The following is an 18,108-nucleotide window of genomic DNA, read 5'->3' on the forward strand; positions in this document are numbered from 1 at the left end:
CACCATGGGGGTCATCACGCACCATGCGGGCGGAGCAGGGCGCGCGAAATGATGTGGCGCTGGATTTCCGAGGTGCCTTCCCAGATGCGCTCGACGCGCGCATCGCGCCAGATGCGCTCCAGCGGCAGATCGTCCATCAACCCCATGCCGCCATGGATCTGGATCGCCTCGTCGGCGACGAAAGCCAGCATTTCCGTGGCCTTCAGCTTGGCCATGGCCATGTCCTGGTCCGTCACGGTGCCCTGGTCGAACTTCCAGCCCGCCTCGAAGGTCAGAAGGTCGGCGGCCTTCAGCTCGGTCGCCATGTCGGCCAGCTTGAACGATACGCCCTGGAACTTGCCGATCTGCTGGCCGAACTGCCGGCGCTGCGCCGCATATTCGATCGCATGGGCTAGGGCGCGCTCGGCCCGGCCGAGACAGGTCGCCGCCACCTGCAGGCGGGTTGCGCCGAGCCATGTATTGGCGACATCGAAGCCCTTGTGCACCTCGCCGAGTATGGCATCCGCGGGCAGGCGGCAATCGTCGAATTCGATGATCGCATTGGTGTAGCCGCGATGGGAGACATTGCGGTAGCCTTCGCGGATCGTCATGCCCGGATGGCCCTTGTCGACGAAGAAAGCGGTGATCTTCTTCTTCTTGCCGCGCGCCGTCTCTTCCTCGCCTGAGGCAACGAAAAGGATGACGAAATCCGCCTCCAGCGCATGGCTGATGAAGTGCTTGGTGCCGTTGACGACCCAGTCGCCGCCCTTTTCGACGGCGGAGGCCGTCATGCCGCGCAGGTCGGAGCCGGCGCCGGGTTCGGTCATGGCGAGGCAGTCCGACTTTTCGCCGCGAATGCAGGGGTAGAGATATTTCTCCTTCTGCGCCTCGGTCCCGGCCAGGAGGATGTTGGACGGACGGCCGACGCAGGTCCAGTGCAACGCGTAATTGGCGCGGCCGAGTTCCTTCTCGTAGAGCAGCCAGGTCACCGTATCGAGCCCGGCGCCGCCGACCGTTTCCGGCATGTTGGCGGCGTACAGCCCGGCTTCGATCGCCTTCTGCTTCAGTTCCTGCGCCAGTTCCTTGCGCAGAATGCCGGTGCGCTCCACCTCGGCTTCATGCGGGTAAAGCTCGTTCTCGACAAAGGCGCGCGTCGTCTCGACGATCAGCTTCTGTTCTTCGGAAAGACCGAAATCCATGGCTCAGCCCTTCTTTCGGCGCGGCTTGGCGGCTTTCGCCTTTTCGGCCGATTTCGACAGTGGCGGCTTCCGGGCGAGCTTCGACAGGCGTTTGGTATAGTCCTTGTAGAGCGCGCCGGCGCCCCAGCCCTTGCCCTTGTTCTGGCGCGCGAGCGCATCCATGATCGCCACGAGATTGTCGTCGCGGATGCGTTCGAGCTCGCGGATCGAAAGCCCGTGCGCCTGCGCGTCGGACTGGTCGGCGATCTTGTCGACGAGCGTCTCGTCGAGGTCCGGCACGTCCATCAGCTTGGTCCATGGCCAGGAGAGGCAGGGGCCGAACTGGGCGATGAAGTGGCGCATGCCCGCTTCGCCGCCCGCCACGCGGTAGACCTGGAACATGCCCATCTGCGCCCAGCGAATGCCGAACGAATAGCGGATGATGTCGTCGAGTTCCTCGACCGTGCAGATATCGTCCTTGATCAGCCACAGCGATTCACGCCAGACCGCTTCGAGCAGGCGGTCGCCGACAAAGGCTTCGATCTCCTTGCGGATGACGACCGGCTTCATGCCGATCGACGCGTAGATCGCCTCGGCCTTCGCGACCGCTTGCGGCGAGGTCTGCTTGCCGCCGACGATCTCGACGAGGGGCAGGAGGTAGACGGGATTATAGGGGTGGCCGACGACCAGCCGCTCGGGACGGCTCATCGCGGTCTGCATTTCGGAGGGCAGGATGCCCGATGTCGACGAGCCGATGATGGCATCGGGCGCGGCATGCCTGTCGATCTCGGCCAGCACCCTGTGCTTGAGGTCGAGGCGTTCCGGAACGCTTTCCTGTATGAAATCAGCGCCTTCCACCGCTTCCTGGACGGTTTTGGCGAAGGTCAGCCGCCCTTCCTTCGGCAGTCCGTCCGGCAGCATGGTCTTATAGGCGCGGCGGGCATTCTTCATGACCTCGCTGACCTTGCGTTCCGCCTCCAGGTCCGGGTCGAAGATCGATACGTCGATGCCGTTGAGCAGCAGGCGCGCGACCCAGCCGGCGCCGATGACCCCGCCGCCGACCGCAGCAGCCTTGCGAATGATCGTCATGATGCTACCAGCCCTTCGTGAGTTTCAGGCGCTCGCGCACTTCCTGCGGGCCGAGGATCTTGGCGCCGATGCCCTCGGCGATCTTCACCGCGCGTTCCACCAGCGGTCCGTTGGTTGCCAGCACGCCCTTGTCGAGCCACAGATTGTCCTCCAGCCCGACGCGGATATTGCCGCCGGCAAGCATCGCCATGGCCGCATAGGCCATCTGGTTGCGGCCGATGGAGAAGGCGGAGAAGGTCCAGTTCGACGGCAGGTTGTTGACCAGCGCCATCAATGTGCCGATATCGTCCGGCGCGCCCCAGGGTATGCCCATGCAGAGCTGAACCATGACCGGATCGTCGAGCAGGCCCTGGTCGTAGAGCCATTTCGCCAGCAACAGGTGGCCGGTATCGAAAATCTCCACTTCCGGGCGCACGCCGAGCGCCTTGATCTGCGCTGCCATCGCCTTCAGCATGGCCGGCGTATTGGTCATCACATAGTCGCCTTCGCCGAAATTCATCGTGCCGCAGTCGAGCGTGCAGATTTCCGGGCGCAGCTTCGCCACATGTTCGAGCCGTTCGGTGGCGCCGGCCATGTCGGTGCCGTCGGCGGAAGGCGGCATCGGCTGCTCGACGCTGCCGAGCGTCAGGTCGCCGCCCATGCCGGCCGTCAGGTTGAGAATCATGTCGACGCCGGATGCCTTGATATGCTCCACCACTTCCGTATAGAGCGCGACGTCGCGCGAGCCCTTGCCGGTCTTCGGGTCGCGCACATGGATATGGGCGATGGCGGCGCCGGCATTGGCGGCGGCAATGCACTCGTCGGCGATCTGGCGCGGCGTCACCGGCACCTTGTCGGAACGGCCTGTCGTGTCGCCGGCGCCGGTCACTGCGCAAGTGATGAAAACTTCGCGGTTGGGGGTAAGTCCCATTCTTCTGCTCCCATTATTCATTGCCTTCATCATGGCGCGATTGCCAAAGTCTGCTTTGCGATATACGAATCAAAATTGATGAAAACCGAATTGTCCGCGATCTTTCGGCCAGACGCCGCGCCGCTCGCCGTCACGGTGCTGGTCTTCAGCGGGGCCTCGCTGATGTGCGTCGCCTCGACCATCGATCCGATGCGCGCGGCCAACCGGGTTTCGGGTTCGACGCTGTTTACCTGGCGCATCGTCACGCTCGACGGCACGCCGGCGATCACCACCTGCGGCCTGCCGATTGCCGCATCCGGTTGTTTCGATGCTTCAGAAAAAGCGGATATGCTATTGATAATCGGTGGTTTTGGCACTTCCGATATCGCCCGCACCACCTTTACCGCCAATCTGCGCCGCGCCGCGCATCATTACCGCCTGATCGGCGGCATCGAGGCGGGATCGTGGCTGCTCGGCCGCGCCGGCCTCCTGTCCGGGCGACAGGCGACGACCCATTGGGAGGACATGGAGGAGTTCACGCTGGAATTCCCGGAAGCGGACATACGGCCCGACCGCTATGTCATAGACGGTCCGGTCTTCACCAGCGGCGGTGCTTCGCCGACATTCGACCTGATGCTGCATCTCATCCGCTCGCGCTACGGCATGTCGGTGGCGCTCGATGTGGCCAGCGTCTTCATCTATGACGAGGCGCATGCCTCCAGCGATGCGCAACCGCTGGTCTCCCTCGGGCGACTGCACGGCGTGCATCCCAAGCTGGCATCGGCGATCCGGCTGATGGAAGGCCATATCGAAGCGCCATTGACGATCGACGCCATCGCCCGGCGCTGCGGGCTTGGTACAAGGGCGCTGGAGAAGATCTTCATCAAGGCGGTGGGCGAGGGTCCCGGGCGTTATTATCTTCGCCTGCGGCTGAAAGTGGCGCGGCGGCTGGTGATGGATACGCGCGCGCCGCTTGCCGATATCGCCACGCGCACCGGCTTTTCGTCGGCGGCGGCATTCACGCGCACATTCAGGAATTTCGAGGGCAGGCCGCCCAGCGCTTTCCGCCCGACACAATAGCCAGCCGTCACGGCCTGTCGCTTTTGGGGAAGCGCAAGGCCGCGGCGGCACGTTTCATGAAGCGACAACAGCCAGCAACGGAGCCCGACATGCCAGAGGCGCAGCCCTACCGCTCTCATCCGATCAGCATCGAGAAGGATTGGATCGACTATAATGGCCATCTCAACATGGCCTATTACAACGTCATTTTCGACCGCGGCGGCGATGAATTCCTGGCCGAGCTCGGCTTCGGCCCGGATTATGCGGCGGAGCGCCGGCTGACGATCTACACGGCCGAGGTGCATGTCTGCTACGTGCAGGAAATCCACCTCGACCACATCGTTACGGTGACGAGCCAGCTCATCGACTTCGACGGCAAGCGGCTGCATGTCTATCATGAGATCGTGCACCGGGATGGCTGGGTGGCTGCGACGGCGGAGGTGCTGTCGCTGCATGTCGACATGAACGGGCCGAGGGTGGTGCCGTTCCCGGACGATATCGTGCCGGGTCTCGATCGCTACAGGCAGGAGCACGCGCTGCTGCCGCGCCCCGAGCGGGTGGGCCGCTCGATTGGCATCAGGAGGAAATGAGGGGAAGCTTTCCGTGCGCTATCAACCCCTGTTGAATACGGAAAATCCGCACCACGCCCGCGAAAATCGCGTCTGGTCATTGAAAATGGGGGGGAGACGGGCGGTCTTCAGCGCGTCGTAGTGGTATCAGGGTCGAGGTCCGAAGACCGCCCGCGACGTCTTTGCCTGCCATTGTTACGCTTGTCAGACGCAACAACCCGGAAACATGAGCGCTACCTCCGTTTCCTTCTGCAGTTTGCCGGCCGATCGGGGTTGTCACTTCCGATCTTTCGGCAACGCCATCCTTTCCCAGCAATCGAAACAGCACCGGAAGCTGCTCCCCCACTGGAAAGGACCTGCACAGAATAACCCGGTTTCAAACAGGGGGGATAAGTCTGTGCAATTTATTTTGGTTGCCGGAAGAAAAAAGAGCAAGATCAGTGGCTTGCAGGGCGAAATATTTTTTGAGGCCGAAAATCTATCCCCCTGCCATCAGCGGCTGTGGGATGCGAATTGTTCGGTCAGCCACGTCTCGAATTTCCGGATGCGGGCCTCGCCGACGCGTTCCTTGCGGCAGATCAGGTACCAGGCGCCGGGCTGCGAAACACTGATATCGAAGGGCGCCACCAGCCGCCCGGCCGTAAGGTCGTCCCGGACGAGGAAATCGGGCGCCACCACCAGTCCCTGGCCGTCCAGCGCCGATTGCAGCGCCGTCAGATATGTATCGAACTTGAGGGTGACGGCCTGCGCATTGTCGGCCAGTCCCGCCGCCTCCAGCCAGATGCTCCAATCCTCCGGCGAGGTGAAAAGCGCAAGCCGCGGCACCCGCGACAGCGTCCTTGCATCGGCGGGATCGATTCGTGCCGCCACCGCCGGGCTGCAAACGGGAAACATCTGTGCCTTGGTGAGCAGGCGGTAATGCAGGTTCATGCGCTCGGGCCGCGTCGTATGGATGATGCCGATATCGCAATTGTCTATGTTCAATTCCCAGTCGAGCTGGCTCGTGCCGATCCTGATCGCCAGGCTCGGATTGACCTTGCGGAAGCCGGCTAGCCGCGGGATGAGCCAGCGCACGGCGAAGGTGGCGTAGGTTTCAAGCGCCAGGTCGTCGGCGGTGCCGATGCGGCTGATAAGCGCCGTGCCGCGCGCGATCTTCTCGAAGGCGTCGCGCATATAGGGATAATACAGCGTGCCGGCATCGGTGAGGCTGACGCCGCGCGGCTGCCGCTCGAACAGTTTTATCCCGAGCACCGATTCCAGCTCGGCGATGCGGTGGCTGATGGCCGATTGCGTCACGCCGAGCTCGTCCCCCGCCAGCCGGAAGCTCAGCAACCGCGCCGAGGCCTCGAAGGCGCGCAACGAGCCGAGGGGCGGAATTCTGGGCTTGGACATCATGTCGGCGGAACCTTCAAAAGGGGATGTGAGAATAACTGATGTGAGAATAACTCATGGCTGGATGAGCAACCATCGCTTGAATGCAAGCCCAATGCGGAATCATTCTAATCTGCGAAGCGCAATGCAGACAACAAGCGTGCGGGAACAATCTTTGGAGGCTAGGATGGGTGCTGAGCAGGCCCTTGCGGACGTCGCGCCGTCTCTGGACAGGATAGACCGGCTGATCGCCGAACATCGCCCGGGCCATGGCCTGGTGCGTGCCTTCTACCTCGATCCCGACATCTATGCGCGCGACATGGAGCGCGTGTTCCGCCGCCATTGGCACTGTATCGGCCATGCCAGCATCATCCCCGATCCGGGCGATTTCGAACGTTTCAAGATCGATGCGGAAGCCATCATCGTTGCGCGCGCCGAGGACGGTTCTATCCACGCTTTCCTCAATGTCTGCCGCCATCGCGGGGCGGAAGTGTGCACGAAAGACAAGGGCAATGCCCGCTTCTTCGTCTGCCCCTATCACGCATGGACCTATGCCAATGATGGCAGCCTGCGGGCGGCCCGGTTGATGCCGAAGGATTTCGACCGCTCGGCGCACGGCTTGAGGAAATTGCATGTGAGGGTGGCCGAGGGGCTGATCTTCATCTGCTTCGCCGATGAGCCGCTGGATTTCTCGCTGGTCGAGCAATCGCTGCGCACCACCTGCGGCCAATATGGCTGGGCCGAGGCCAAGGTGGCGCATCGCGAGACCTATGCGGTCGATGCGAACTGGAAGCTCGCCGTCGAGAACTACGTCGAATGCTATCATTGCGGTCCGGCCCATCCGGAATATTCGCAGACGCATGCCCTGGAACAGCCGGCGGAAAAGATCGTCGAGCTCAATGCCCGCATGGAGCAGCGCACCTGCTCGCTCGGCATCGACATCGCCACCGGCGATCACTGGCAGAATTCCGGCGAGCGGCGCGAGGCGATCCATACGTTCCGCTATGCGCTCTATGACGGCGTTTCGAGCGGAAGCGAGGATGGCTCGCCGGTCGCGCCGCTGATGGGGCGCTTTACCGAATTCGACGGCGGCGTGACCTCGATTCATCTCGGCGGCACGAGCTTCCTCGTCTGTTATCCGGACCATGGCATGATCTACCGCTTCATTCCGAAAACGGTCGACAGCTGCGAGATGGAGCTGATCTGGCTCGTGCGCGGCGATGCGGAGGCAGGCAGGGACTATGATCTCGACAAGCTCACCTGGCTGTGGAAGGTGACGACCGCCGAGGACAAGGCCATCATCGAACACACGGCGCGCGGCGTGCGCTCGCATTATTTCGTTCCGGGGCCCGTCGCGCCGATGGAATATAACGAACTCAGATACATCCAGTGGTATCTGGACGAGATCGCGCGGGCATGAACAGCATCGGAACAGGCATGAAATCCGGGGAGACACTGAATGGCTGATTTTCCAACGTCGGCGCGCGTCGTCATCATCGGTGGCGGCGCGGTGGGCGTTTCGTCGCTTTACCATCTGGCCAAGGCGGGATGGACGGATTGCGTGCTGCTTGAGAAGAACGAGCTGACATCCGGCTCCACCTGGCATGCCGCCGGCAATGTGCCGACATTTTCCGCGTCCTGGTCGGTCATGAACATGCAGCGCTATTCCGCCGGGCTTTATCGCGGCCTTGCGGACGAAGTCGGCTATCCGATGAACTACCATGTGACCGGCTCGCTGCGCCTTGCCCACGGCAAGGAGAGGATGCGCGAGTTCCAGCGCGTCAGGAGCATGGGCCGCTACCAGGGCATGGATATCGACGTGCTGGGGGTGAGCGAGATCGGCGGCCGCTATCCCTTCATCGCCACCCATGAGCTGGAGGGCGCGCTCTACGATCCGAACGACGGCGATATCGATCCCGCCCAGCTGACGCAGGCGCTGGCCAAGGGGGCGCGCGATCTCGGCGCTAAGATCATCCGCTTCTGCCCGGTGGAAGGCGCGCGGCGCGAGGCGGGCGAATGGGTGCTGTCCACCCCGCAAGGCGAGATCCGCTGCGAATATGTGGTGAACGCCGCCGGCTACCGCGCCCAGGAAATCGGCCGGCTCTTCGGTCGCGAGGTGCCGATGATGGTGATGAGCCATCAATATCTGCTGTTCGAGGAAATTCCGGAGATCGCCGCCTGGAGCCGGGAGCAGGGGCGCAAGCTGCCGCTGCTGCGCGACGTCGATTCGTCCTATTATCTGCGCCAGGAGAAGAACGGCATGAATCTCGGGCCCTATGAGCGCAATTGCCGCGCTCATTGGGCGACGCCGGACGATCCTATGCCGGACGATTTCTCGTTCCAGCTGTTTCCCGACGATCTGGAGCGGCTTGACTGGTATCTCAACGATGCGATTGCGCGGGTGCCGATCCTCGGCACCGCCGGCCTGTCGAAGATCATCAATGGGCCGATACCCTATGCGCCGGACGGCAATCCGCTGATCGGGCCGATGCCGGGCGTTCCGAACGCCTTCGAGGCCTGCGTCTTCACCTTCGGCATCGCCCAGGCCGGCGGCGCGGGCAAGGTGCTGGCCGAATGGGTGACGGAAGGGGCGACGGAATGGGACATGTGGTCATGCGATCCGCGCCGCTTCACCGGTTTCACCGATCATGATTATTGCGTGGCCAAGGGGCTGGAAGTCTACGGCCATGAATATGCCATTCATTTCCCGCGCCACAGCTGGCCCGCCGGGCGCAATCGCAAATTGTCGCCGGTCCATGACCGCATCGCGGCGCTCGGGGCGCAGTTTGGCGCCTATAATGGCTGGGAGCGCGCCAATTGGTATGCGCAGCCCGGCGACGATACGTCGGAGGCGTCAACCCAGACCTATGCGCGCAACGGACCATGGCAGCAGCGCATTAGGGAGGAATGCCACGCGGTGCGCGACGCCGTCGGCATACTCGACCTGCCGGGCTTCTCGCGCTTCAGGGTCAGCGGCGAGGGCGCGCGCGAATGGCTGTCGCGGCTCGTCACCGGCGCCGTGCCGAAGCCGGGGCGGATCGGCCTTGGCTATTTTGCCGACGAGAAGGGCCGCGTCGTCACGGAAATGTCGATCATGGCCATCGAGGAGAACCTGTTCTTCCTCATCACCGCGGCCGTCGCCGAGTGGCATGACCGGGACTGGCTGCTCGGCCACCTGCCGGCCGGCAGCGCCATCAGCATCGACAATGTCACCGACAAATTCTCCTGCCAGATCGTCACCGGGCCGAAATCGCGGGCGCTCTTCGCCGACATCTGCGCGGCCGACCTTGCCGCGCCATGGCTGTCGCACCAGACGACGCAGATCGCCGGGCGCCATTGCCAGCTCGTGCGCGTCTCCTTTGCCGGCGAGCTCGGCTGGGAGATCCACAGCAAGATCGAGGATACTGCCGCCATTTTCGATGCGGTCTGGGAGGCTGGAAAGACATTCGGCCTCAAGCCGTTCGGGATGTTCGCGCTCGATTCGCTGCGGCTGGAAAAGGGCTACCGGGCCTGGAAGGGCGATCTTTCCACCGACTATACGCCGCTGCAGAGCGGGCTGGAGCGGTTCGTCAAATGGGAGAAGCCGGATTTCATCGGCAAGGCGGCGCTGGAGAACGAGCGCCAGCAGGGCAGCAGCAAGCGCTTCGTGACGCTGACCGTCGAGGCGGATGATTGCGACGCGCCCTATATGTCGACGCTGTGGCACGATGGCGCCATCGTCGGCGAGACGACATCCGGCGGCTGGGGCCACCGCGTCGACAAATCCATCGCGCTCGGCATGCTGAAGCCGGAACTGGCGCAGCCCGGGACCATCGTCGAAGTCGATATATTCGGCGTGCGCTACAAGGCGACCGTGCATCCGGACCAGCCCCTTTGGGACCCCAGGAACGAAAGAATCCGCGCATGAGCTCACTTCCGGCCAAGGCCCGCGCCGTCATCATCGGCGGCGGCGTATCGGGCTGTTCCGTCGCCTATCATCTCGCCAGGCTCGGCTGGACCGATATCGTCCTGCTCGAGCGCAAGCAACTGACATCCGGCACGACATGGCACGCGGCGGGGCTGATCGGCCAGCTGCGCGCATCGCAGAACATGACGCGGCTCGCCAAATATTCGGCCGATCTCTATGTGCGGCTGGAGGAGGAGACGGGCGTTGCCACGGGCATGCGCCAGGTCGGTTCGATCACGGTGGCGCTGACGGAGGAACGCAAGCACGAGATCTACCGCCAGGCCTCGTTGGCGCGGGCCTTCGACGTGGATGTGCGCGAGATTTCACCGAGCGAAGTCAAGGAGATGTATCCGCATCTTAATATAGAGGATGTGGTTGGCGCGGTGCATCTGCCGCTCGACGGCCAATGCGACCCGGCCAATATAGCCATGGCGCTGGCAAAGGGGGCGAGGCAGCGCGGCGCCCGCATCGTCGAAGGCGTCAAGGTAACGGAGGTGCACAAGGCCAATGGCCGCGTGACCGGCGTTTCCTGGCTGAAGGATGGCGAGCAGGGCAGGATCGACGCCGATATCGTCATCAATTGCGCCGGCATGTGGGCGCGCGACCTTGCGGCCATGTCCGGCGTGACGGTCCCGCTGCATGCCTGCGAACATTTCTACCTGGTGACGGAGGCGATCGAGGGGCTGGGGCGCCTGCCGGTGCTGCGCGTGCCGGACGAGTGCGCCTATTACAAGGAGGATGCCGGCAAGATGATGCTGGGCGCCTTCGAGCCGGTCGCCAAGCCATGGGGCATGGACGGCATTTCGGACGATTTCTGCTTCGACCAGCTGCCGGAGGATTTCGAGCATTTCGAACCTATACTCGAAATGGGCGTCAACCGCATGCCGATGCTCGGCACGGCCGGCATCCACACTTTCTTCAACGGTCCGGAGAGTTTCACGCCGGATGATCGCTATTATCTCGGCGAGGCGCCGGAACTCGGCGGCTATTGGGTCGCGGCGGGGTATAATTCCATCGGCATCGTCTCTTCCGGCGGTGCCGGCATGGCGCTGGCGCAGTGGATCAATGATGGCGAGGCGCCGTTCGACCTGTGGGAGGTCGACATAAGGCGCGCGCAGCCGTTCCAGAAGAACAGGCGCTACCTGAAGGAGCGCGTATCGGAGACGCTGGGCCTGCTCTATGCCGATCATTTTCCCTACAGGCAGATGGCGACATCGCGCAATGTGCGCCGTTCGCCGCTGCATGAGCACCTGAAGCAGCGCGGCGCCGTCTTCGGCGAGGTGGCCGGATGGGAGCGGGCGAACTGGTTCGCCGACGAAGGGCAGGAGCCGGCATACCGATATTCCTGGCAGCGGCAGAACTGGTTTCCCAACCAGCGCCAGGAACATCTGGCGGTGCGCAACGCGGCCGGTCTTTTCGACATGACCTCCTTCGGCAAGATCCGCATCGAGGGGCGGGACGCGATGGCGTTTCTGCAGCGTCTCTGCGCCAATGACATCGATGTCGAGCCGGGCCGCATCGTCTATACGCAGATGCTGAACAATCGCGGCGGCATCGAGAGCGACCTGACCATAACCCGGCTGGGCGAAACCGTGTTCTTCGCCGTGGTGCCGGGCGCGACGCTGCAGCGCGATCTTGCCTGGCTGCGCAAGCACCTGCGCGACGAATTCGTCGTCGTCACCGATGTGACCGCAGCGGAGGCGGTGCTTTGCCTGATGGGCCCGAATGCGCGCGATATCATGCGCAAGGTCAGTCCCGACGATTTCTCCAATGCCGGCCATCCCTTCGGGACCGCGCGCGAGATCGAGATCGGCATGGGAATCGCCCGCGCCCACCGGGTGACCTATGTCGGCGAACTTGGCTGGGAGATCTACGTTTCCAGCGACCAGGCGGCGCATGTCTTCGAAACCATCGAGGAGGCGGGGCGCGAGGAGGGCCTGCGCCTCTGCGGGCTGCATACGCTGGATTCCTGCCGCATCGAAAAGGCTTTCCGCCATTTCGGCCATGACATCACCGACGAGGACCATGTGCTGGAGGCGGGGCTTGGCTTCGCGGTGAAGACCGGCAAGGGCGAGTTCATCGGCCGCGACGCCGTGCTGCGCAAGCGCGAGGCTGGTCTCGATCGCCGGCTGGTCCAGTTCAGGCTGGCCGAGGCGGAACCGCTGCTTTTCCACAACGAGGCGATCGTACGCGACGGCAGGATCGTCGGCACGATCACGTCCGGCAATTACGGCCATCATCTCGGTGGCGCTATCGGCCTCGGCTATGTGCCGGCGAAGGGCGAGACGGCCGACGAGCTGCTTGCGTCCGCCTACGAGATCGAGATCGCCGGCAGCCGCGTGCGGGCCGAGGCCTCGCTGCGGCCGATGTACGATCCGAAGGCGGAGCGGGTGCGCCTGTAGCGCACTCGCCAAAGGAAAATCGCGCCGTTGCGACGACGTGAACAGCCGCGCCGCCGGCCGGGAAATGCCGCCGCAAAGCCCTAATTTTTTATGAATTCAAAGGTCATTAACCAAGCGTATTCAGGAGACGTTCATCTTTTTTTGTTAAGTTTTAACCAATTGATCGTAACGGCTCCGGCCGGCGCCCAATGTACCAAGGTGAATGAAATGACTGTAATCTTCCAGCTGCGCGATACGCTTCGTATCGTCCGTGAATTCGTAGTGCCGTCCTACCGTCCCGAACGCCACTATATGCGGGGCCCGGGACCGGCTTGTGCCCAACGCAACCATGGCGGTCACGTTCAGGCATAATGAATTGTCCGCGAATCGAGCGGCGCTTCATCGCGCGCACGCAGGCCGTAATCGCGCATGACGGCCGCAACCCGAAGCCGATAGTCGGCAAATATGCCGGCGCGGCCCTCGGCCTGGGCGGCCCGGTGCGCCTCCGTGCTGCGCCAGGCCGCGACTGAGGCCTCGTCCCGCCAGAAGGAGAGCGACAGATAGCGCCCTTCATTGGCCAGGCTTCGAAACCTTTCCATTGAAATGAAACCATCCATCTTTTCCAGAATCGGCCGCAGTTCGGCGGCCGTCTCGAAATAGCTCGGGCCTTGCCCCTCGGCGGGTTCGACTTCGAATATCACGGCGATCATCGCTTCGCCTCCCGGCCCTGGCCTTCGACCCGGCGCAGGAAGATGCGGTCTTCCCGGCGGATGAAGCGGCGCTCCCGCGAAAACTCGTAATTGGCGCGGCCGAGCGGATCGGCCAGCAGGCGCAGGCGATATCGCTCATAGGCCGCGAGATCGTCGATATCGTAAAGACCATAGGCCGTGGTCGCCGAGCCCTCATGCGGGGCGAAATAGCCGATCAGGTCGGCGCCGCACCGCGGGATGGCCTCGTTCCAATTCTGTGCATATTGCTCGAACGCCTCCTTCTGGAAGGGGTCGATCTCATAGCGGATGAAGCAGGTAATCATCGGGTCACTCCGTTTGTGGAACGACCTCACTCCTAGACCGCCGGCAGGGCCGGATGCTTCGACCATGGCCGAAGTGTCACCCCTCGCGGCAGACCTTGATGCTGACCGGATCGTCGGAGACGGCCGCGATCTCGCGGCAGTCGCCGGCGGCGCAGAATTCCCAGCCGGCGGAGGTGGTGCCGGACGAGGCGAGGACGAGCTTCTTCTGCGGCGGCACGTCGGGCTTGAATATCCACCAGCCATCCTTCAGCTCGGAGCCGGGCGGCGGTTCCATGCCGGCGCCCGAACCCTTGACGCGCGCCTCGACGATCTGCAGCGCTTCCTCGCCGACGGTCCAGCTCTCCTGCCAGCGGGTCTTTTCCACCGAATGGGTCCAGGAGAGCGTGAAGGCAGTCGCCGCAATGGTGATTGTTTTGCCGGCGGCAAGAAGGCAAAGGCTCATCAGGCGATACTCCATTCGCTCGGCAGGGACGGCACATCATGAACCGCTGCCGGACGGATATTCGTCCAGCTTGCGCAAGGTTTCAACCCCATGGCCGAGGCGGGGGCCGTCAGGCGGGATGCAGCGTGTCGCGGGTGGAGCGTGCGCGCCAGAGATGCTGGCCGATCAACAGCGCCGCGAGCGCGAAGCCGGCCTCGTCGGTGAGCGGCAGCGCCAGCACCAGCAGCCCGGCGGCTGCGGCGGCGACGATCCGCTCCCAGATGGCGAGATGGGTCTTGAGGAAGCCGACGACCGCCGCGCCGAACAGGACGATGCCGAGGCAGGCCTTGATCAGGATATAGACGACCTCCACCGGATAGCCGAACGTCGCCGCCATCGGCCCGGCATCCTGCAGCATGAGCGCCGGCGTATAGACGGCCATGAACGGCACCACGAAGCCGGCGATGGCGAGCTTGGACGCCTGGATGGCGATCTTCATGCCCGAAGTCTTGGCCATGGGCGCGGCGGCGAAGGCGGCGAGGGCCACCGGCGGCGTCAGGTCGGCCATGATGCCGAAATAGAACACGAACATGTGGCTGACGAGCAGCGGCACGCCGAGTTCCAGCAGCGCCGGGCCGGCCAGCGAGGAGGTGATGATGTAATTGGGGATCGTCGGGATGCCCATGCCGAGAACGAGGCAGGTCAGCATGGTCAGGACCAGCGAAAGGAACAGATTGTCCTTGCCGATGCTGATGATCGCGCCGATGAAGGTGGAGGCGATGCCTGTCAGCGTCAGCGTGCCGATGACGATGCCGACAATGGCGCAGGCTATGCCGACGGGCAGGGCGTTCTTCGCGCCCTCGGCCAGCGAATCGCGGCAGATCACCAGGGTCTCGCGCCCGCCCTTGAAGAGCAGGCAGGCGAGAATCAGCCCGCCGAGCACCAGCACGAGAATATTGACGCCATATTTGAGGAAGGCCGCGGCCCCGAGGCCGAGCGCGATCCAGAACACGATGCGGAACGCCATCGGCCCGATCAGCGCCGCGAGCGGCGTGCCGAGGATGAGGACGATCGTCAGCGCCAGTCCCATCGTGCCGGCGAAGATCGGCGTATAGCCCGCAAAGAGCAGGTAGACGAGCGCCGCGAGTGGCAGGACCAGCGGCCAGTGTTCGCGCACCGCCGCCCACGGATTGGGCAGGCTCGCCTTGTCCATGCCCTTGAGGCCGCTTTTGCCGGATTCGAGATAGACCATCCAGAAACAGGCGCCGAAATAGAGAAAGGCGGGAATGAGCGCGGCCTTGACCACTTCGGCATAGGGCACGTTCAGCGTTTCGGCCATGATGAAGGCCACGGCGCCCATGACCGGCGGCATGATCTGGCCGCCCATGGACGAGGTGGCTTCGACGCCGCCGGCAAAGGCCGAACGGAAGCCGAAGCGCTTCATCAGCGGAATGGTGAACTGGCCGCTGGCGACGACATTGGCGACGCCGGAGCCGGAAATCGTTCCCATCAGCGCCGACGAGAGCACGCAGACCTGAGCCGGGCCGCCGCGAACGCCGCCGACGAGGCCGAGGGCGAAATCGTTGAACAGGGCGATCATGCCCGCCCGCTCGAGAAAGGCGGCGAAGACGACGAAGATGAAGATATAGGCGGCCGAGACATAGACCGGCGTGCCGTAGATACCTTCTGTGCCGAAGGCGAAATGGTCGATGATCTGCTCGACCGTATAGCCGCGATGCACGAAGGGATCAGGCAGATATTGCCCGGTGAGGGAATAGAGCAGGAAGAGCCCGGCGATGATGGCGAGCGGCAGGCCCATCAGCCGCCGCGCCGCTTCGAACACCAGAACGATGAGAATGGCGCCGACGGTCAGGTCGACCGGATTGAGAAAGCCGGAGCGCTGGATCAGTGGAAAATAGAATATCCAGTTATAGAGGCCGGTGCCGAAGCCGATGATGCCGAGGAGCCACAGCACCGCCTTGCCCCAGCTGGTCTGCGCCCGCAGGTTTCCGAGCAGCACGAAGCCGAGCAGCAACAGGAAGCCGACATGCATGGCGCGCTGCACCTGGCTCGGCAGATTGCCATAGGCGGCAAGATAGAGCTGGAACAGCGAGAAGCAGATCGCGATACCATAGGCGATCCTTCCCGAAAGCCCGCTGCCGAAACCTTCGGGCAGGCCCTCGATGATTTCCTCTTCGTGCTGTGCCTGCTGCTCTGCCTTCTGTACCATCTTGCTCCCCCGCACCGGTATTTACGAATGGCTTCCGCCGCCTGCCCGATGGAAAGCGGCGGAAATCCCGAATATTCTGCTTATTTCAGGATGCCTTTTTCCTTGTAGTAGCGTTCGGCACCCGGATGCAGCGGTATCGGCAGGCCGGCGGTGGCGTTCTCGAGCTTGATCGCCTTCGCCGCCGCATGGGACGAGGCGAGCTTTTCGACGTTTTCGAACAGCAGCTTGGTCATCTGGTAGGCGGTCTCCTCGGAAACGCCGTCATGCGAGACGAGGATATTGCCGACGGCGGCGGTCGGCACGTCTTCCGTCTGGCCGTCATAGGTGCCGGCCGGGATGACTACCGAAAGATAGGGCGCGCCGATCTTGGCAACGGTTTCGGCCGGCACTGCGACCACGTTGATCGGCAGCGAGGTGGCGAGATCGCGGATCGAGGCGACGCCGAGGCCCGCCGATTGCAATGTCGCGTCCAATTGCCGGTTCTTGATCAGCTCGACCGATTCGGCGAAGGGAAGATATTCGATCTTGCCCAGATCCTTGTAGGTCATGCCCAACGCATCGAAGATCGAGCGGGCATTGAGCTCGGTGCCGGAAGCCGGGGCGCCGACGGAGAGCGACTTGCCCTTGAGGTCGGCAATGGTCTTGACGCCCGAATCCTTGCTCGCGACGATCTGGATGTAGTTCGGATAGATGGCCGCGATGGCGCGGAGCTTGTCGAGCTTGGCGGGGAAGCCGGCTTCCTGGTTGCCTTCCCAGCCGAGCTTGACCGAATCCGCCAGCGCGAAGCCGATCTCGCCCTTGCCCTGCTGCAGCAGATTGAGGTTCTCGACCGATGCCTTGGTCGCCTGCACCTGCGTGCGGGCGCCCTCGATGCCCTGGCCGTAGATTTCCGACAGCGCGACGCCGAGCGGATAATAGACGCCGGAGGTCCCGCCGGTGAGGACATTGATGAATTCCGCCGCATTCGCGGTCAATGTGGACATTCCCATCGACAGCACGACCGCGCCTGCGGCAAGCAATCTGGACTTGATCTGCAACATGAGGCCTCCCAACCTTATATGCGGCGCCGGCCATTCCGGCCCCCGCTTTGGACGGGCATTGTTAGTGGCAGATGAAAATTTGCCAACCTTTTATTTGCCTCACCGCACAGATTGCCCCAGCATCCGGTGCTGTGGATAGTTCGGCGGGCTTCGAAGCATTTCGAACCGGGCCGTTGCATGATCCAGCGACAATCGAAGGAACCGACCCCATGGCCAACACTGCGCGCTTCGCCGAAATCGCCGCCCTTGCCGGAGATCCCGGCCGGGCCAGCATGCTCTACGGCCTGATGGACGGCCGCGCCCTGACCGCATCCGAACTGGCGCAACTGGCCGGGATAACCGCGCAAACCGCCAGCAGCCATCTGACCCGGATGACCGATGCCGGGCTTCTCACCGTCGAGAAGCAGGGCCGGCACCGCTATCACCGGCTCGCTTCGGCCGCCGTCGCGCAGATGATCGAGAGCATCATGCAGCTGGCGGCGCCGCCGGCCCCGGCGAGGAGCGTCAGGACCGGGCCGCGCGATGCGGCGCTGCGGGCAGGGCGCACCTGCTACGATCACCTGGCCGGGCATCTCGGCGTTTCCATCGCCGATTCGCTGGCGCGCGACGGGCATCTGGAGTTCAATGGCGATGCGGCCGAGATCACCGCGAGCGGGCTTGCCCTGCTGCGCAATGCCGGGCTCGACGCCGATGCGATGGCGAAACGCGGCCGCATCCTCTGCCGGCCGTGCCTCGACTGGAGCGAGCGCCGCCCGCACCTCGCCGGCGCGCTGGGCGCAGCGCTTTGCAGCCATTGTTTCGACCGGGGCTGGGTCCGGCGGATCGAAGGCACGCGCGCGGTTTCGGTCACGCCGAACGGACGGCGCCAGCTGCGCGAGACATTCGGCGTGACACTGGATGCGGTGGAGATGTGAGTGCGGGGG

The 18,108-nt window shown here is 63.6% G+C and carries 15 protein-coding genes; 6 read left to right on the forward strand and 9 right to left on the reverse strand.

The genetic code is table 11. The features are described from left to right. Positions 1–14: 14 nt before the first annotated feature. Genes M8997_RS04585 through M8997_RS04595 form a run of 3 tightly spaced genes read right to left on the reverse strand, consistent with a single transcriptional unit; the run spans position 15 to position 3,156 of the window. Entirely contained in the window at positions 15–1,178 is a 1,164-nt protein-coding gene (locus M8997_RS04585) for an acyl-CoA dehydrogenase family protein (RefSeq protein ID WP_250014144.1), read from the reverse strand. Between the two features lie 3 nt (positions 1,179–1,181). Then, positions 1,182–2,246 (reverse strand): carnitine 3-dehydrogenase, encoded by a 1,065-nt coding sequence (locus M8997_RS04590; protein ID WP_250014146.1) that lies wholly within the window; start codon positions 2,244–2,246, stop codon positions 1,182–1,184. Positions 2,247–2,250: 4 nt separating this feature from the next. Next, the gene (locus M8997_RS04595; RefSeq protein WP_250014148.1) at positions 2,251–3,156 is read right to left on the reverse strand and encodes a 3-keto-5-aminohexanoate cleavage protein; all 906 of its coding nucleotides are present in this window, start codon (positions 3,154–3,156) and stop codon (positions 2,251–2,253) included. Positions 3,157–3,231: 75 nt separating this feature from the next. Here M8997_RS04595 and M8997_RS04600 point away from each other — a divergent pair, with 75 nt between their 5' ends. Together M8997_RS04600 and M8997_RS04605 are read left to right on the forward strand one after the other, a co-directional pair. Beyond that, positions 3,232–4,215 carry a GlxA family transcriptional regulator gene (locus M8997_RS04600; protein WP_250014150.1) on the forward strand — a complete coding sequence of 328 codons (984 nt, stop codon included), beginning with the start codon at positions 3,232–3,234 and terminating at the stop codon, positions 4,213–4,215. Between the two features lie 89 nt (positions 4,216–4,304). After that, on the forward strand, positions 4,305–4,784 hold the full coding sequence (locus tag M8997_RS04605; protein WP_250014152.1) for a thioesterase family protein: 480 nt from the start codon (positions 4,305–4,307) through the stop codon (positions 4,782–4,784). Between the two features lie 471 nt (positions 4,785–5,255). On the opposite strand, the gene M8997_RS04610 is transcribed toward M8997_RS04605, so the two are convergent. Then, positions 5,256–6,158 (reverse strand): LysR substrate-binding domain-containing protein, encoded by a 903-nt coding sequence (locus tag M8997_RS04610; RefSeq protein WP_250014153.1) that lies wholly within the window; start codon positions 6,156–6,158, stop codon positions 5,256–5,258. A gap of 163 nt (positions 6,159–6,321) precedes the next feature. On the opposite strand from M8997_RS04610, the gene M8997_RS04615 reads away from it, so the two are divergent. The 3 genes from M8997_RS04615 to M8997_RS04625 are packed head-to-tail and all read left to right on the forward strand — an operon-like array spanning position 6,322 to position 12,482. Then, entirely contained in the window at positions 6,322–7,554 is a 1,233-nt protein-coding gene (locus M8997_RS04615) for an aromatic ring-hydroxylating dioxygenase subunit alpha (RefSeq protein ID WP_250014154.1), read from the forward strand. A gap of 39 nt (positions 7,555–7,593) precedes the next feature. After that, positions 7,594–10,041, forward strand: coding sequence for an FAD-dependent oxidoreductase (locus tag M8997_RS04620; RefSeq protein ID WP_250014155.1), 2,448 nt, complete (start codon positions 7,594–7,596; stop codon positions 10,039–10,041). Next, the gene (locus M8997_RS04625) at positions 10,038–12,482 is read left to right on the forward strand and encodes an FAD-dependent oxidoreductase (protein WP_250014156.1); all 2,445 of its coding nucleotides are present in this window, start codon (positions 10,038–10,040) and stop codon (positions 12,480–12,482) included. The genes M8997_RS04620 and M8997_RS04625 overlap by 4 nt, the downstream gene beginning before the upstream one ends. A gap of 341 nt (positions 12,483–12,823) precedes the next feature. Here the strand turns inward: M8997_RS04625 and M8997_RS04630 are convergent, their stop codons facing one another. From M8997_RS04630 to M8997_RS04650, 5 genes are all read right to left on the reverse strand, one after another. Next, on the reverse strand, positions 12,824–13,171 hold the full coding sequence (locus tag M8997_RS04630) for an antibiotic biosynthesis monooxygenase (protein WP_250014157.1): 348 nt from the start codon (positions 13,169–13,171) through the stop codon (positions 12,824–12,826). Continuing rightward, positions 13,168–13,494 carry an NIPSNAP family protein gene (locus M8997_RS04635; protein ID WP_250014158.1) on the reverse strand — a complete coding sequence of 109 codons (327 nt, stop codon included), beginning with the start codon at positions 13,492–13,494 and terminating at the stop codon, positions 13,168–13,170. Before M8997_RS04635 ends, M8997_RS04630 begins: the two co-directional genes overlap by 4 nt. 76 nt (positions 13,495–13,570) lie before the next feature. Next, positions 13,571–13,936, reverse strand: coding sequence for a DUF1850 domain-containing protein (locus M8997_RS04640; protein ID WP_250014159.1), 366 nt, complete (start codon positions 13,934–13,936; stop codon positions 13,571–13,573). A gap of 109 nt (positions 13,937–14,045) precedes the next feature. Then, positions 14,046–16,145, reverse strand: coding sequence for a TRAP transporter permease (locus M8997_RS04645; RefSeq protein ID WP_250014160.1), 2,100 nt, complete (start codon positions 16,143–16,145; stop codon positions 14,046–14,048). A gap of 80 nt (positions 16,146–16,225) precedes the next feature. Then, positions 16,226–17,185, reverse strand: coding sequence for a TAXI family TRAP transporter solute-binding subunit (locus M8997_RS04650; protein WP_250014163.1), 960 nt, complete (start codon positions 17,183–17,185; stop codon positions 16,226–16,228). A gap of 209 nt (positions 17,186–17,394) precedes the next feature. On the opposite strand from M8997_RS04650, the gene M8997_RS04655 reads away from it, so the two are divergent. Further along, entirely contained in the window at positions 17,395–18,099 is a 705-nt protein-coding gene (locus tag M8997_RS04655) for a helix-turn-helix transcriptional regulator (protein ID WP_250014165.1), read from the forward strand. The last annotated feature ends 9 nt before the right edge of the window (positions 18,100–18,108 follow it).

This window comes from Phyllobacterium sp. 21LDTY02-6 (assembly GCF_023554255.2).
Taxonomy (GTDB): domain Bacteria; phylum Pseudomonadota; class Alphaproteobacteria; order Rhizobiales; family Rhizobiaceae; genus Phyllobacterium.